Below are 14,943 nucleotides of genomic sequence, written 5' to 3' on the forward strand. Positions count from 1 at the left end.
CTTATTTCTGGGCAAAATGTGCTAGACGCGATCGCACCAGCAAGTCATTCAGCGCCTCTTTAGCAGAAGTCGTTTCAGGTAAACTACTAGCCTTACTCGCCGCCTCCAATTCGCCGCACAAATGCTGAAATTGCTGCTGATGAAACTCTATATCAACATCATCTAAAATAGCTTTTTCTGCACCTGACAACTTCCTAGCAATTAGATCGGGTATGTATTGCAATTTGAAGGCTTCGTTTAGATGCACTAGATTAGCTTCCACTTCCCCCGTTCGCATTAAATGAATTCCGGTTAATAGCACCCTGTATATATATAACAATGGCTTAATTCTTCGTTCTTTATCGAAGAGCCGCCATTGCGTTTGGGCAAATCCGAGGTAATGGTGAACGTGATGGCGCGTAATGCAGTTTTTGGCAGTAACTTTTAATTCTTCATGAGCTGGATTCGTATGAAGAATTAAGGGTGAATAAAGTTGCTCTAAGACATAGCCGTTCTTTTTGAGTAGTAGGGAAAAGAACTTCTTGATATCGTGAGTTACCAGATCGATTTCCAGCCCATCTTGGAATTGCGATATTTCGATAGTCTCTCGCCCAGGATCTAGTCCAAGAACTTCCGATACTGGCAAAATGTGCGCTCCCCGCAAGTCATAATCGGAATCTGGCGATGGAAAGCCATACAGATGCGCTCCGCTTATTGTTGCGAACAAAAGCGGATAAGGCTGATTAGAAATTACATTTGTTAGCTGCTGTTTATTGTCCATATTTTAACGGAGTTTTTCTGCCTTGCAGTATAGCTTTGTTGGCGCTTCACCGAAGTATTTAAATAAGGCAGGACAGAGCCAACCCTCCATATTTTTTTGCTCCCAGTTATACCAGTTTCCGCCGTACTCGTTTCTTTGCCAAATAAGTTCTGCTTGATATCCTGGAAAAGGGTTTCCAGAAAACAAAAGCTTGAAACCTTTTTCGGCATTCGGGATATCCTCAACGAGAATATCAATCATCTGCGGTATACCGCTAACAAATGGCTCCCGTACAAGTCCGACTCGTTCATCGTCAAACACCCAGGTATGCTCGCACCGATAGGGGAAAATAACCATCATTGCGTTAGACATCGGTTCAGCCTTACAGTAAATTTTTTGTGGCGCTACACTAAAATACTTGAACAATGGTGGACTTAGCCACCCTTCTAAATTTTTATCTCCCCAGCTATACCAGTTACCGCCATACTGTTCTTTCACCCAAATTAATTCTGCTTGATACTCTGAAAAAGGCACTAGGGAAAACAACAGTTTAAACCCTTTATCGGCATTGGGAATATCCCCAGCGAGAGCATCAATTATTGCAGGCATACCGCTGACAAAGGGTTCTTTGATAAGCCCAATAGTCTCATAGTCAAATACCCAATAATCTTCATGCCGATAAGGAAAAATTACTATCTTTGTGTCGAACATAAAATTACTCTCAATAAGGAATTTTGTGGGTAGGCAAAAGCTCCTAGCCATAGTTACCAGGCGGGAGATTGGTAACTAGAATATCCCCGCTCTGCATCGACAGTGAGGCGCACGTTAACATTTATTAAGACCACTAGGAGCGATCGCTTCATATATGTGCCGATTACTAGGCTATCTCGGAAAACCACTTTCACTGGATCGTCTGCTGTTCAAACCAGAACACTCGCTGATTGTCCAAAGCTACGAACCCCGCGAGATGACCTCCGGCGTGGTCAATGCTGATGGCTACGGCATCGGCTGGTATCACTCTACGCGAGAAACTGACCCCTTCGTATACAAAAACCTGCTGCCCATTTGGGGTGATGTTAACCTGCCCGCCCTCAGCCGTTACATCGAGTCAGGGTGCATAACTGCTAACATTCGCAGCGCTACCACTGGTCAATCTGTCGATTTGAGTAATTGCCAGCCCTTTAGTCGCAAGAGTCTGTTATTCACTCACAACGGCGCCATCAAAAACTTCCGGCAATCTTTATATCGACCAATCCGCAACTTACTAAGTGATGAGGCTTACCAAGCAATAGACGGCTCTACCGATTCCGAACACCTCTTCGCGATGATGATTAACGAATTGGTAGCTAACCCAAATATTAGTCTAGAAAAAGCCTTGTACACCACGTTAACTACCCTAGCTGAGTTAGCCAAAACTCATCAAGTGGAAGTTTCTGCAAACATAATTGTCAGCGATGGCGATCGCATGGTCGCTTCTCGTTTTGCCCAAGGTGTCGCCACTCCCTCTCTCTATTGGCTGCGGGACGATCCATTATTCCCAGAGGCAGTAGTTATTGCCTCCGAACCGTTATTTACTAGCAATTGGAATAAATTACCCGAACGAAGCATTATTAGTGTGGGGGAAGACCTTGACGTTCAAATCGCTCAATTCTAAACCACTCCATCCCAGCACCCTCGATGAACGACGACAGCAGATAAAACAGTGGATGCAGCGCTGCCGTAACGGAACGCTGGCGCTGTTTGAAGGCATCAACTACGAAACTTTCTGTCGTCAAGTTCATCCCGACTTCAGCCCGATTGGTTGGCATCTAGGCCACATTGCCTATATCGAGGCAATGTGGCTGCTAAATCGTTGTGCTGGCATTTCTTTTGAACCCCCCGTTAGCAAGGGGGGGAAAAGCAATTTGACCCAATATCAACGCTTATTTGCTGCTGATGGATTGCCTAAGCACGAACGGGTTTATCTACCGACACTCTCGGAAGTTCGCTGCTACCTGGATACAGTCAGAAAACAGGTGTTCGATTACCTGGAAATAGCGCCAATAGATTCGCAGGAACGCTTGTGGCGCTGGTTAATTCAGCATGAAAGCCAGCACAGCGAAATTATCAGCTTTGTGCTGCAATTGCAACAAGGCGCGATCGCTCCTCAGTGGTCTGGCATCAACCGTCAGCAGTCAGAAAAACAACACTCAACTGACAACAGCCAACTGACCGAAATGGTGGAAATTCCAGCAGGTGAGTTTGAGATGGGTAACGACTCTATCGACGCGCTGGATAACGAGCTACCAGTCCATCGAGTATATTTGGATACCTACCAAATTGACCGCTATCCCGTCACCTGCGGCCAGTATCGCGCGTTTATGGAAGCGGGGGGCTACCGCGATCGCCACTTGTGGTCAGATGCGGGCTGGAAATGGCTTGAGGATAATCCTGTAAACCAACCGCTTTATTGGGTGGATGCCGCAGAGTGGGACAATTACCCTGTTTGCGGTGTAAGTTGCCACGAAGCCGAAGCCTATGCCCGATTCGCGGGTAAGCGCCTCCCAACCGAGGCGGAATGGGAAAAAGCCGCTAGTTGGGATGCAGCAACAACCAGCCGCCGCACTTACGCTTGGGGGGAAACTACACCAGACGCGCACCGATGCAACCATGACAACGCGGTGGGACATACAACGCCAGTAGATGCCTATCCAGGCGGACAAAGTGGTTATGGTGTTTGCGATACTCTAGGCAACGTCTGGGAGTGGACTGCTTCCTGGTTCGATGGCTACGAGGGTTTTGTGAGTTATCCTTACGCTGGTTATTCCAAAGCTTATTTCGATGGACAACATCGAGTGCTAAAGGGAGGAAGTTGGGCGACTCGTCCTTGGGCGTTGCGGTGTGCTTTTCGCAACTGGTATTATCCTGAAGTGCGTCAAATTTTGGCTGGATTTCGATGTGCTTTGTAAGGGGGATTTATAGTCCGGCCTTGACGCTTGGGGGGTTAAGTAGCCAGGGTAGTGGGAAAATGCGAAAAGAATCGGAATCAGCAGGAAGTATCTAGCCCAGGCGCGATTTTATTGCTAAAGGCTTTGTGTTTCAATGACTGATAGCTTTAGCAAGCGATTTTGCGAGTGCGATCGCTCCCACACAAACCGGAGGTTGAATGACAATTTCTAAAACTGCAAGCAGCAATGTATCTTCCCCATACACTATAGAAAAACGCTTGCAGCTACAGCATTTACTTAGTTCTACCCAAGCAAAAGAAATAAAACAAGTTGACGGTAGCGATGTTGTTAAGGGTTTAAGTCAAACTCCCAAATCGTTACCGCCTCGCTATTTTTACGATGACAAAGGTTCGCAGCTGTTTGAGCAAATCTGTGAGTTACCGGAATATTATCTAACACGCACGGAAACTGCTATTTTGCAGAAATATGCGGGTGAAGTTGCGAGTTTTACAGGTGCGTGCGAACTGGTGGAACTGGGTAGCGGTAGTTCAACTAAAACCCGCGTTCTGTTAGATGCTTATCAGGAATTAGGCTATCCGCTGCGCTATCTACCAATTGATGTTAGTGCGGGAATTTTGGAAAATAGTGCTAAAGATTTGCTGGCTGATTATCCATCGCTACAGGTAAATGGAATAGTAAGTACCTATGAGTTGGCGTTGGAAAATTTACCAGCAGCCGAGTTACCAAGCCGCGCGATTTGTTTTATTGGTAGCACGTTGGGTAATTTGAAGCCAGAAGAGTGCGAGCGCTTCTTTTCACAGATTACTTCTGCTCTCCAGGTCGGGGAGTATTTCTTGTTAGGGATAGACTTGCAAAAGCCAGCACATCTGTTGAATGCAGCCTATAACGATAGCCAGGGAGTAACGGCTGCTTTTAATCTGAATATGTTGGAGCATTTGAACTGGAAATTTGATGGCAATTTTGACACGACGCAGTTTGAACATTGGGCGTTTTATAACGAATCGCAGCACCAGATTGAGATGCATTTGAAGAGTAAGCGATCGCAATCTGTGCATTTACGCGCCTTAGATTTAACCGTTGAGTTTGAGATGGGCGAGACAATTTTAACTGAAATTTCTCGCAAATTTGATATCAATGTTATGCAGCAGTATCTGGAAGCACGGCGTCTAAAACCTCTGCAAGTTTGGACAGATGCGGATCGGTGGTTTGGCTTGGTGTTGTGTCAACTGCAATCGGCGTAATCAACAAGCAATATCGCTCAACTAAATAGGTTTTATTTTTTAGAGGCGCATCTCCATGCGCCTTTAACGCAAGTTTAAAAAATTAGCCTGTTTAATTTATGAACCAAGATGCACTACCAACCGCAGAATGTTTTACAAAAGTTTTAAAAAATTACATATAGCCTAAAAAAAATCAACAAGCGATCGCGTTGTTGAAAATATACTATTTGAAGCTCAGATAGTCTTGATGAAATACACATTTATCTTTCTAATTTTAGGAACTTATCTAATCGTAATTAGCTTTAAATTGGGAATATTGGGATGGCTGCTTTTTTGGTGTGGTGTTAGTTTTATTACCCTCGGCGCGGCATATGGATGGCTAGGGGCGCGAGTATTTGGCAAAGGGTCAGATGGTAGGATGGCATGGTGGGCTATGGCTTTATTGATGCCATACTTATTGTTAACCTGGGCAATCTGGCACTTGCAAATAAGAATAGGAAAAGAGGATAGTTGGAACGCGATCGCGCCTAATATATGGTTAGGGCGCAGACCATTTGTTAAAGACTTGCCAGATAATATCAGTTTGATAGTCGATTTAACAGCAGAATTCTCAGAATCTCAGAAAGTTATTGCAGGCAGAGATTATATTTGCGTCCCCACATTAGATGCATCTGTACCTGACGATAAAACCTTTCGAGAACTAATAGAAAAAGTCTCAGCTTGGCAAGGAAATATTTATATCCACTGTGCCCTTGGACACGGAAGATCGGCAACAGTCGTCGCTGGTGTACTTGTGGCAAAAGGGCTTGCAGATAATGTCGATCGAGCAGAGGAAATTATCAAAAAAAAGCGTCCTGGAATTGAGATTAGTAAAGCCCAGCGTCGCTTGCTTAATAGGGTAGTTACTTAAAGCTAAAAGCTGCAACCGCAAGACAACCCCAGCCAATTAGAAAAGCAGCTCCACCAAGGGGAGCGATCGCGCCCAACCACTTTATACCGCTGAAACTCAGGGCGTACAAACTCCCTGAAAAAAGTGCTATGCCAGCGATGAAAGCAACCCCAGATGCAACTAGGAAAGAGTGGGATGTTTCGGCGCGACTTAATAATAAGGCTACCACTAACAGTGCCAAAGCGTGATACATCTGATAACGAGCGCCAGTCTCGAAAATTTCGATAGCGCGATCGCTGAGTTTTTCCCTGAGAGCGTGCGTCGCAAATGCACCAGCAGCAACAGATAAACCAGCTAAAATAGATGCGATCGCTAGAAAAATTTGAGTAATCATAATCTCAGTAACTTTTATCTAATATTAACCTTTGCGCCTGCTTTTTCCAACTGCGCCTTGATGCTTTCGGCTTCATCCCTGGTAACGCATTTTTTAACAGGTTGTGGTGTAGCTTCTACTATGTCTTTGGCGTGCTTCAGACCTAACCCTGTTATTTCCCTTACCGCTTTGATAATGGCAATTTTATTAGAGTTGGGAGAATCTTCTAAAATTACATCGCATCTTTCTTGAGCTTCTGTTGTAGGGATAGTATTGGAAGAATATAGGTAGCGATCGCTCGTTCCGGATATGAGGAAATAATAAGAAATTCCCCCTTCCTCGCTTACGTTAAAACTACCATCAAACTCTTTAGCTTTTTCATCCAAATATTGCTTCGCTTGCTCTGCTGTTAGCTTCGCCTCCATTGCAAAGTTTAGAACTGTGATATTCCCATCACCTTCTTTGATTAGTCGGTAAAAAGTAGACTGGACGCGATCGCGGATTTCTTGCTTGTGGTCTTTGTAAGATTCCCACGCCAGCCAGCTACCCGCTCCCATTAAAGGCAAACTATAGACAAGACAAGTGAGAACCTGGCTTATTATCTTATCTCGTTTAGTCTCTTTGCCAAAAGGTTGATAAACCGCAAGTAATAAGAAAAAAAAGCCTAAAGTCAGTAGGAACCCCGCAGCGCCTTTTTTGATTGGCTTCATAGTTCTAGGTGATGTGTTTAATATGCCGAATCGTTAACGCGATCGCTACTATATCTACACTTCCCTTCGGGTTAATTCCTAACTTTTAGCAAACCCTCCCCCTAGTTCGGGAAAATAATACGCAACTCCACCATTATCACTTACATTAAAGTTAGCGTTGAACTCTTCGGCTTTTTCATCCAAATATTGTTTAGCGGCTTCTCCTGATAGTTTTGTATCCATCGCAAAGCGCATCACTGTAATGTTGCCATTCCCTTCTTGGACGAGTCGAAAAAAGCTAGAACGCAGGCGATCGCTCATTTCTTCTTCAGCTTGTTGCTTTAAACCCCGCCTTAGCCAGCCTGCGGTAATAGTCCCAGATACTCCTAACAACAAGAAAGGCGAAGTTATAATTAAATTTACAGCGATATTTTCGGCTTTACTCATCGGCTTTTGGCCTTTCTCAGGAGGAACTAACATGAGGCATATAAAAAGCAGCAAGCCGATTCCTATGCTAAAAGAGCCGCCGATGAGTAACGTTTGGGCAAACCTTTTTTTGGCAGGATTCATAAATCGCAGCTAATTTACTCGAAGATTGCTGCGATCTTAACCTCATTTTCGCGTAGCTTCCAGTATGCGCGAAAAGTAAAAACGGGTGCGAGTCATAGCCTGTCGCTGAATTGAAAACCCAGCACTTTCAAGAATCTTCACAACATCAGCTTCGCGATGCAGATAAGCCCTAGTTGCTTTACTAGGGCCAGGGAAAAAACTGCCAATTTTCTTTAGCAAAGTCAAGGCGCAAGTTTTAGGCGCGAAGCTGAGAATCACGCGAGATTCTGCCATAGAACTGAGATGATTTATCATCTCCGCTGCTTTATCTTGGGGATAGTGAATTAGCACGTCGAGGCAAATGACGGTGTGATATTTGCCGCTTAATGTCTCCAAATCTTGAACGGCGAAAGTAAGATTATCCGCGTTCTGCAAGACAGTTTGCGATCGCTCTTTCCCTTCTTCTACCATTTTCTCGGAAATATCGCTGGCGAACACTTTCGCACTTGCTTGGGCTAGGGGGATGCTGAGGCTACCGACGCCGCAACCAGCATCGCAAATCGACAAGTTAGCCAAATTGCCATCATCTTTCAGCCAACCCAAGACGGTATCGACTGTTTGCTGGTGTCCCGTGCGGATATCTAACTGGACTTTATTAACTTCGCCATCGCCGTAAATCCGCCGCCAGCGGTCGAAACCAGTGGCGTTGAAGTATTCCCGAACAATCGTTTTATCGTCAAGTGCGTTCATAAACTTGGATTTAGTTTAAGTGTTCCCAACGCTTAAACTTACCATTCTGAGCCGCCACTAAGAAATCAAACCGCAAATTGCAGCCGCGCCGCTTGTTCGATTGTAGTGCGGGGGTAGGGCTGTCCTTAAAAAGTTTTTGCAACACAACCCCGCCGTTGGGGTGTCCAGAGGGGTCGTATTGGGTAATTTGTGCTTCTGCGAGTTGTCCGGTGGGGAGGTCGGTGAAAAGGAGGTTGATATCGAGGGGGGTAGAGGGAGAGAGGAGGGTGTTCCAGAGGGAAAGGGCGGTATTGTTGAGGGTGTAAATGGATTTGGGAGTTGAGTTATGGACGCTGAGGAATTGCTCAGAAGATATGCTGCTGGGGAGAGGGATTTTGCTCGTGTGGACTTGAGAAGCAAGGATTTGGGAGGGGTTGACCTCAGTGGAGCTGACTTGAGCGGTGCCAGAATTAGTTTCCTCGAACTTGCCAATTTGAGAGGAACCAATCTGCGTAATGCCCGTTTGGCTGATGCCAATTTGGATGGTGCTGATCTGACTGGAGCTAACCTCAGAGGAGCTGATTTGCGTGATGCCACTCTCAGGGGTGCCAATCTGACTGATGCCGATCTCAGAGGGGCTGACTTGTTTGAAACTGATCTGAGAAGAGCTAACTTGACCTATGCCAATTTGGGGGGGGTCAATCTGGAAAAAGTGGTTTTTTGCGATACCATTATGCCAGACGGATTCATTCGGAACGATCACTGTTTAGTTGAGAACCGTTTGGGACGAGGTAGAGCATACATCAGTAAATAGAGGTGAATGTTCTGAATCTCTGGAGGAACATTTGACAGAAAATTCTAGTAAATTCCTCAAGATTGCTTATTTTCATGCCCTCTTATCAGCTAAAGAGAAAAGCCAATTACAAACACGCGATCGCTCCCCTAAAATCGCACGATTCACTTATTCTTAGTTTTCTCCTACATTAATCGTTCCCACGTAAGTTCGCGTGTTGCTTCATCTAAGCGCCAGCGCAACAATTTAGCGGCATTTTCACCAATTATTCCTGTCATCGCGATCGCTTGTCTTGGTGCTTCAGTTGCAAGCGCGATCGCTGTTTCCACGCCACAAATCCCCCATTTGACTAAATTCTGCACTCCCACCAATAGCCCTAGCGTCGTCCCCGAAAGCGTTCCATCTGGCAGTCTCGCCGTGCCATTTTTTACCTCAATCTGTCGCGTATCCCAAGGATAAACTCCATCTGGAAGCCCTAATGGTGCTAAAGCATCGCTTACCAAAAAAATGCCTTTCTCATAGCAGCTTGCTCGTAATAGCAGCTCAATCATAGTAAGAGAGACGTGCTGACCGTCGGCAATTAAACCACACTTAACATCAGGATGGACTATCGCAGCTCCCAATAATCCCGGTTCTCGGTGATGTAAACTCGGCATGGCATTAAACGCATGAGTCACCATCGATGCTCCTAGTTTAAATGCCCGTTCTGCTTCCGCTGCTGTGGCTTGTGAGTGTCCCAGACTAACAGTAATGCCGAGCGATCGCAAATATTCTATCGCCTCGCCTGTCTCATCTAACTCTGGCGCAAGCGTCATCACTTTCACGATACTCGCGTAATCCCCTAAAACGCGCTTGATATTCTCAATCGTCAGCGGCAAAAGATACTCTTCGGGATGTGCGCCTCGCTTTTGGAAATTCAAAAATGGCCCCTCTAGGTGTACCCCAAGCATTTGGGCAACTCCGCCTTGCTCCCCTGTTGTAGCAAAATCGGCTAAAACAGAGAGCGATCGCTGTATGTTCTCCACCGATGTCGTAACTATGGTGGGCAAAAATCCATCTACGCCCTGATTCCACAGAAATTTACAAATTTCTGGCAACTTATCCGCATTCTCAACATTCAAATCGGGAAATGCCAAGCCCAGCGCCCCGTTAATCTGCAAATCCACTCCACCAAGCGAAACCCAATCCCCACCGACATCCACTACTTGCAAATCGGGCGGTGGAACCCGTTTAAACACCACATCCATCGGCAAAATTGATTTAACAATTCCTTGCGAATCGACAAATATTTGCTGCAAGCCTTCGCAACCTAGCACTCTAGCGTTGATAATATCCATCGGTGTAGCAAATGACAGAGTTGTTGCTTGTGTCATCACGTTTAAAAATCCAAAATCCAAAATCTAAAATCTAAAATCGCATGACTCAACCACTAATTGGAATTATCATGGGCAGCGATTCCGATTTGCCTACCATGCAGGGAGCGATCGCTGTATGTGAAGACTTCGGCATTGCCTGCGAAGTTGCAATTGTCTCTGCCCACCGCACGCCAGAACGCATGGTGGAATATGCCCAGCAAGCGCACGTCCGGGGGCTAAAAGTAATTATCGCTGGTGCTGGCGGTGCAGCCCATCTGCCTGGTATGGTTGCCTCGCTTACACCCTTGCCAGTAATTGGGGTTCCCGTAGCCAGCCGTCACTTACAGGGAGTCGATTCCCTCTATTCAATCGTGCAAATGCCAGCCGGAATTCCTGTCGCCACCGTCGCCATTGGCAATGCCAAAAATGCTGGACTTCTGGCTGTGCAAATTTTGGCTTCCCATCAACCAGAGTTATTAGAGAAAGTGCAGCAGTATCGGCAAAGTTTAGCCGAATCTGTAATGGAAAAGCAAGGGCGACTAGATCAACTGGGTTATAAGCAGTATCTAGAGCAAATGCCCTAACAATAAAATGCATTGTGTTAACAGAGAAAAAAGAAAACCTTGGTATGGGCAAGCTGAGGTTTCTTAAACGCTTTTCCAACAGATAAACCGTCAATTATCACTTTATTTACAATGCCCTTTAATTAACCGCGTATTAATCTGCTATAATTAACGGCCATTTTGTATTTACAAAGATAGATTCACTTTAGCGGCTCAAACTCTATGTCCTTAAGAGTTTAGGCCCGATTTTATTTGTCAACGAACTAAAGTCAGCAATAAGAGAAAATGTAATTTTTTATACAGAATTGTAAGAGGCATAAAATACAAAATCTAAAAACTTAAAACGCCAAATTGACAACCTCGCTCAAGCTGATAGCGTCTTGAATCAGCAAGGGGTTGTTATATACATTTTTGTCGTTACTAGCTTCAGATGAAGAGATATAGGGCGCTATTGATTAAACCGTTGGATTTGTTTTACGCATAAAAGGAAGTTAAGTGATGATGTCTAAACTAATGCTCAAAAAGAAGAAGCAGAGAACTAAAATTAGGCGCCTATCTTCAAATTGGCAAACCTACTCACCTCGGAATGCCAGTATCTTAAAGAAGTTGCAAATTGCCATAAAGAGATTGTCTCCTTCTTGGCAAGCCTGCATACCCCTGGCGACTTTAATTGTGCTGGTTTGGGGTTATGTAGCCGTTGCCCAGGATGCTCCCGCAGCTGCACCTGCTGGCCCAACGACAGCAGAATTGAAGGTAGCTCTGGATACGCTGTGGGTAGCGATCGCCGCCTTCTTAGTGTTCTTTATGAACGCTGGCTTTTGTATGTTAGAAACTGGCTTCTGCCGCCAGAAAAACGCCGTCAACGTCCTCTCCAAAAACTTAATTGTTTTCGCCCTCGCCACCGTCGCCTTTTGGGCAATTGGCTTTGGTTTGATGTTTGGGGATGGCAATCCCTTCATTGGCACCAACGGGTTTTTCCTAAACGGAGCAGATAACAGTCCGGCGACAGCAAGTGCCTATCAAGGCGTCTTCGGCTCACTCAATTGGGCGGGTGTACCATTAGCTGCCAAGTTTTTGTTCCAGCTAGTATTTGCAGGGACAGCCGCAACGATTGTATCGGGAGCAGTTGCAGAACGGATTAAATTTGTTGACTTCCTCATCTTCAGCGTCTTGCTCGTCGCCATCGCCTACCCTATTACCGGACACTGGATCTGGGGCGGTGGTTGGCTATCTTATGGATATCAAAACCTGCCTGAAGTTAACGGTGCTTTGAAAGTAGGCTTTTGGGATTTTGCCGGCTCGACAGTAGTTCACTCAGTTGGCGGGTGGGCAGCTTTAATGGGAGCGGCATTTTTGGGACCCCGCATCGGCAAATATCAAGACGGTGAAAGCTTGGCGATGCCAGGACATAACATGAGCATTGCCACCTTGGGTGCTTTGATTCTCTGGTTGGGCTGGTTTGGCTTCAACCCAGGCTCAACAATGGCAGCCGATCCATATGCCATAACTCACATTGCGCTGACAACTAACATGGCTGGTGCTGCCGGCGGAATTGCCGCTACCATTACAGCTTGGATATACCTTGGCAAGCCAGATCTTTCAATGATCATCAATGGAATTTTGGCTGGCTTAGTTGGTGTTACAGCGTCCTGTGCTTTCATCAGCATTACCAGTGCTTTGATAATTGGCGTGATTGCTGGAATTCTGGTAGTTTTCGCTGTCCCCTTCTTTGACAGGCTGAAGATTGATGACCCAGTAGGGGCTACATCGGTTCACCTCGTTTGTGGGATTTGGGGTACTCTGGCAGTCGGTCTGTTCAGCGCCGGTCCCGGTGTGTACTCTTGGTACGGTGACGGTCTTGGCCCAGCAAAAGGTTTGTTGATAGGTGGAGGCCCGAATCAGTTAATCGCTCAGTTGGTTGGCATTGTCTCAGTAGGTGGCATAACCGTTCTACTCAGCACAATCTTCTGGCTGGCGCTTAAGGCTACCCTGGGTATCCGAGTGACTCCACAAGAGGAGTTTGAAGGCTTGGATATTGGCGAACACGGTATGGAAGCCTACAGCGGAATGGCTAAGGAGTCTGGCGCTGGTGGAGTGAGTGATGGTGGCAGGCACGGTGGAATGGGAACCGCGTCGGGACAATATGCCAAGTAGCTTTTGGCCGCCTACATAAACAACAGGGTTTTTCGGTAATTGCATAAAGTCCGCCCCACTTGCCGATTTTAGGTCTGGCAATGGGGCGGATTTTTTGTTAATCATTGAACAATTTATTTTTTGAGGAGTTTTGCTGTAAATTTTGATACAGAATTTTATTGGCTGGAATTGGTGCAATCAGATTCATTTGCTGATCAATACGCGATGTTGAAGGAACAACCCAAGTGAGAAAAAAAGTTCTAATTGCTTGCCTAATCTCGCTGTGTCTGCTAAGTGTGCCCCTAGTCGGAAATGTACTTGCTCAAGATGCATCGCCTACGACAAGTCCTTCTCCAACACTGACGAGTCCATCACCGGATACTACTTTAGTTTCACCGTCACCGACGGCTACAACAAGCCCAACCGCATCACCGACGGATTCGCCAACTCCAACGCCAACACCGACATCTAGTACCGTGCCTGGGTCGGTTCCGGGGACAAATTCTACTCCAACCGCCGAGCCTACAACAGCTTCTCCAGCGCCCGCTGATACAATAAGCGCTGCCGACGCTAAAACAGCAGCTGATAATGCTCAATCAGCCGCAGACACCGCTTGGATGTTAGTCTCCTCAGCCCTCGTGCTGCTGATGACTCCAGGGCTGGCTTTCTTCTACGGGGGATTAGTCAAAGGGCGCAACGTCCTCAACACCATGATGATGAGCTTCGTCCTAATGGGGATTGTTGGTGTTACTTGGGTGTTATGGGGCTATAGTCTTGCCTTTGGTAATGCATATGAGACAGTCGCAGGTGGCGCAAATCGAATTCAGGCCAATCCTCTAATAGGCAACTTAGACTGGCTGTTTTTGAACGGCGTTGCCTTCGACAAACCAGACCCAATTGGTTATGCTGCAACGATTCCGCATCAAATCTTCATGGTTTACCAGATGATGTTTGCCATCATCACCCCGGCGCTGATTTCTGGGGCAATTGTTGAGCGGATGAGTTTCAAGGCATACTTCTGGTTTGTACTGCTTTGGTCTACATTTATCTACTCTCCCCTGGCTCACTGGGTTTGGGGCAAAGGCTGGCTCGGCGCTATGGGAGCGTTAGACTTTGCGGGCGGTACAGTCGTACACATCAGCTCTGGTGTTTCTGCTGTCGTCGCCGCTTGGGTGATTGGACCGCGCAAAAACTTCGCAGTGACGCCACACGCACCCCATAACGTTCCCTACGTCTTGCTGGGAATCGGCCTGCTGTGGTTTGGTTGGTTTGGCTTTAACGGCGGTAGTGCTTTAGCATCAGGTGCCCTGGCAACGGTTGCCTTTGTCGCCACAATGGTATCTGCGTGTGCTGGCGGTCTAATGTGGGTCATCCTGGAATGGGTACTCCGGGGCAAACCAACTGCCATCGGTATTGCTAGCGGCTTCCTAGCAGGTCTGGTAGGTATTACGCCTGCGGCAGGATTTGTTACCCCCGGTTACGCTATCCTCATCGGTTTTATCACCTCTGTTTGCTGTTTCTTCGCGGTCAGTTGGCGGGCCAAATTGCAGTTTGACGACTCTCTGGACACTTTTCCAATTCACGGCGTCGGCGGTACTGTAGGGGCGCTTCTGACAGCTCTTTTTGCTACCAATGCCGTCAATCAACTCAAGGGTCCTGATGGAAAAGTTATGAATCTTGGGCTGGTAGATGGCAATGCAGGGCAACTGGTGACGCAATTCATCGGTGTAGCAGCAACCTACGTTTTCGCGGCTGTTGGCACCTTTGTTATCCTCAAGGGTCTATCTTTAGTCATGGATCTCCGCGTTAAGCCTGTAGCCGAAGACCAAGGTTTGGATATCAACGAACATGGTGAAGAAGGTTACGGAGATGAATTTGCTTCTGGCCTGAGTTTTAAGGGCGAGTAAGTGACGGGACATTAATTTGTTCGTGTGGGCAATTTAAGATTAGATTCAACGTGTTG

Annotated in this window: 15 protein-coding genes; 8 read left to right on the forward strand and 7 right to left on the reverse strand. The window is 46.4% G+C overall.

Annotation, left to right across the window (positions count from 1 at the left end; genetic code table 11):
- Position 1 precedes the first annotated feature (1 nt).
- A complete protein-coding gene (locus tag H6F77_RS04110; RefSeq protein ID WP_190485639.1) occupies positions 2–760 on the reverse strand; it encodes a nucleotidyltransferase domain-containing protein in 759 nt (252 codons plus the stop codon).
- A gap of 3 nt (positions 761–763) precedes the next feature.
- Positions 764–1,450 (reverse strand): DUF6717 family protein, encoded by a 687-nt coding sequence (locus H6F77_RS27775; protein ID WP_242021893.1) that lies wholly within the window; start codon positions 1,448–1,450, stop codon positions 764–766.
- Between the two features lie 154 nt (positions 1,451–1,604).
- On the opposite strand from H6F77_RS27775, the gene egtC reads away from it, so the two are divergent.
- The 4 genes from egtC to H6F77_RS04135 all read left to right on the forward strand — a co-directional run bounded on the left by egtC (position 1,605) and on the right by H6F77_RS04135 (position 5,817).
- Positions 1,605–2,393 carry an ergothioneine biosynthesis protein EgtC gene (egtC, locus tag H6F77_RS04120; RefSeq protein ID WP_190485642.1) on the forward strand — a complete coding sequence of 263 codons (789 nt, stop codon included), beginning with the start codon at positions 1,605–1,607 and terminating at the stop codon, positions 2,391–2,393.
- Between the two features lie 52 nt (positions 2,394–2,445).
- Positions 2,446–3,687 (forward strand): SUMF1/EgtB/PvdO family nonheme iron enzyme, encoded by a 1,242-nt coding sequence (locus H6F77_RS04125; RefSeq protein ID WP_190485717.1) that lies wholly within the window; start codon positions 2,446–2,448, stop codon positions 3,685–3,687.
- 197 nt (positions 3,688–3,884) lie between these two features.
- Positions 3,885–4,928 carry an L-histidine N(alpha)-methyltransferase gene (gene egtD, locus H6F77_RS04130; RefSeq protein ID WP_190485643.1) on the forward strand — a complete coding sequence of 348 codons (1,044 nt, stop codon included), beginning with the start codon at positions 3,885–3,887 and terminating at the stop codon, positions 4,926–4,928.
- Positions 4,929–5,154: 226 nt separating this feature from the next.
- Positions 5,155–5,817 carry a dual specificity protein phosphatase family protein gene (locus H6F77_RS04135; protein WP_190485645.1) on the forward strand — a complete coding sequence of 221 codons (663 nt, stop codon included), beginning with the start codon at positions 5,155–5,157 and terminating at the stop codon, positions 5,815–5,817.
- Here the strand turns inward: H6F77_RS04135 and H6F77_RS04140 are convergent.
- The 4 genes from H6F77_RS04140 to bchM all read right to left on the reverse strand — a co-directional run bounded on the left by H6F77_RS04140 (position 5,810) and on the right by bchM (position 8,157).
- Positions 5,810–6,190 (reverse strand): DUF423 domain-containing protein, encoded by a 381-nt coding sequence (locus H6F77_RS04140; RefSeq protein WP_190485647.1) that lies wholly within the window; start codon positions 6,188–6,190, stop codon positions 5,810–5,812. The two genes, H6F77_RS04135 and H6F77_RS04140, sit on opposite strands and share 8 nt — an antisense overlap.
- 14 nt (positions 6,191–6,204) lie before the next feature.
- Positions 6,205–6,879, reverse strand: coding sequence for a 50S ribosomal protein L7/L12 (rplL, locus tag H6F77_RS27780; RefSeq protein ID WP_242021895.1), 675 nt, complete (start codon positions 6,877–6,879; stop codon positions 6,205–6,207).
- A 78-nt stretch (positions 6,880–6,957) separates the two neighbouring features.
- Positions 6,958–7,428: a hypothetical protein gene (locus H6F77_RS04150; protein ID WP_190485649.1), complete on the reverse strand. Its 471-nt coding sequence runs from the start codon at positions 7,426–7,428 to the stop codon at positions 6,958–6,960.
- Between the two features lie 42 nt (positions 7,429–7,470).
- Complete coding sequence (gene bchM, locus H6F77_RS04155) at positions 7,471–8,157, reverse strand: magnesium protoporphyrin IX methyltransferase (RefSeq protein WP_190485651.1); 687 nt, start codon at positions 8,155–8,157, stop codon at positions 7,471–7,473.
- 325 nt (positions 8,158–8,482) lie between these two features.
- On the opposite strand from bchM, the gene H6F77_RS04160 reads away from it, so the two are divergent.
- Positions 8,483–8,950, forward strand: coding sequence for a pentapeptide repeat-containing protein (locus H6F77_RS04160; protein ID WP_190485653.1), 468 nt, complete (start codon positions 8,483–8,485; stop codon positions 8,948–8,950).
- A gap of 164 nt (positions 8,951–9,114) precedes the next feature.
- Here H6F77_RS04160 and nagA read toward each other — a convergent pair whose 3' ends face one another.
- Positions 9,115–10,302, reverse strand: a complete 1,188-nt coding sequence (gene nagA, locus H6F77_RS04165; protein ID WP_190485655.1) for an N-acetylglucosamine-6-phosphate deacetylase — start codon at positions 10,300–10,302, stop codon at positions 9,115–9,117.
- A gap of 44 nt (positions 10,303–10,346) precedes the next feature.
- Here nagA and purE point away from each other — a divergent pair, with 44 nt between their 5' ends.
- From purE to H6F77_RS04180, 3 genes are all read left to right on the forward strand, one after another.
- Complete coding sequence (gene purE / locus H6F77_RS04170) at positions 10,347–10,868, forward strand: 5-(carboxyamino)imidazole ribonucleotide mutase (protein ID WP_190485656.1); 522 nt, start codon at positions 10,347–10,349, stop codon at positions 10,866–10,868.
- 480 nt (positions 10,869–11,348) lie between these two features.
- Positions 11,349–13,001 (forward strand): ammonium transporter, encoded by a 1,653-nt coding sequence (locus tag H6F77_RS04175; RefSeq protein WP_199321174.1) that lies wholly within the window; start codon positions 11,349–11,351, stop codon positions 12,999–13,001.
- A 224-nt stretch (positions 13,002–13,225) separates the two neighbouring features.
- Positions 13,226–14,887: an ammonium transporter gene (locus H6F77_RS04180; protein WP_309228797.1), complete on the forward strand. Its 1,662-nt coding sequence runs from the start codon at positions 13,226–13,228 to the stop codon at positions 14,885–14,887.
- Positions 14,888–14,943 lie beyond the last annotated feature (56 nt).

It is taken from the genome of Microcoleus sp. FACHB-831, assembly GCF_014695585.1.
Classification (GTDB): domain Bacteria; phylum Cyanobacteriota; class Cyanobacteriia; order Cyanobacteriales; family FACHB-T130; genus FACHB-831.

Excerpts from the sequence above, each read along its gene's own strand:
- bchM (WP_190485651.1), bottom strand. The coding sequence starts at position 8,157 with ATGAACGCACTTGACGATAAAACGATTGTTCGGGAATACTTCAACGCC.
- H6F77_RS04110 (WP_190485639.1), bottom strand. The coding sequence starts at position 760 with ATGGACAATAAACAGCAGCTAACAAATGTAATTTCTAATCAGCCTTAT.
- egtC (WP_190485642.1), top strand. The coding sequence starts at position 1,605 with ATGTGCCGATTACTAGGCTATCTCGGAAAACCACTTTCACTGGATCGT.
- purE (WP_190485656.1), top strand. The coding sequence starts at position 10,347 with ATGACTCAACCACTAATTGGAATTATCATGGGCAGCGATTCCGATTTG.
- nagA (WP_190485655.1), bottom strand. The coding sequence starts at position 10,302 with ATGACACAAGCAACAACTCTGTCATTTGCTACACCGATGGATATTATC.
- H6F77_RS04135 (WP_190485645.1), top strand. The coding sequence starts at position 5,155 with ATGAAATACACATTTATCTTTCTAATTTTAGGAACTTATCTAATCGTA.
- rplL (WP_242021895.1), bottom strand. The coding sequence starts at position 6,879 with ATGAAGCCAATCAAAAAAGGCGCTGCGGGGTTCCTACTGACTTTAGGC.
- H6F77_RS04140 (WP_190485647.1), bottom strand. The coding sequence starts at position 6,190 with ATGATTACTCAAATTTTTCTAGCGATCGCATCTATTTTAGCTGGTTTA.
- H6F77_RS27775 (WP_242021893.1), bottom strand. The coding sequence starts at position 1,450 with ATGTTCGACACAAAGATAGTAATTTTTCCTTATCGGCATGAAGATTAT.
- H6F77_RS04175 (WP_199321174.1), top strand. The coding sequence starts at position 11,349 with ATGTCTAAACTAATGCTCAAAAAGAAGAAGCAGAGAACTAAAATTAGG.
- H6F77_RS04150 (WP_190485649.1), bottom strand. The coding sequence starts at position 7,428 with ATGAATCCTGCCAAAAAAAGGTTTGCCCAAACGTTACTCATCGGCGGC.
- H6F77_RS04125 (WP_190485717.1), top strand. The coding sequence starts at position 2,446 with ATGCAGCGCTGCCGTAACGGAACGCTGGCGCTGTTTGAAGGCATCAAC.
- egtD (WP_190485643.1), top strand. The coding sequence starts at position 3,885 with ATGACAATTTCTAAAACTGCAAGCAGCAATGTATCTTCCCCATACACT.
- H6F77_RS04160 (WP_190485653.1), top strand. The coding sequence starts at position 8,483 with ATGGACGCTGAGGAATTGCTCAGAAGATATGCTGCTGGGGAGAGGGAT.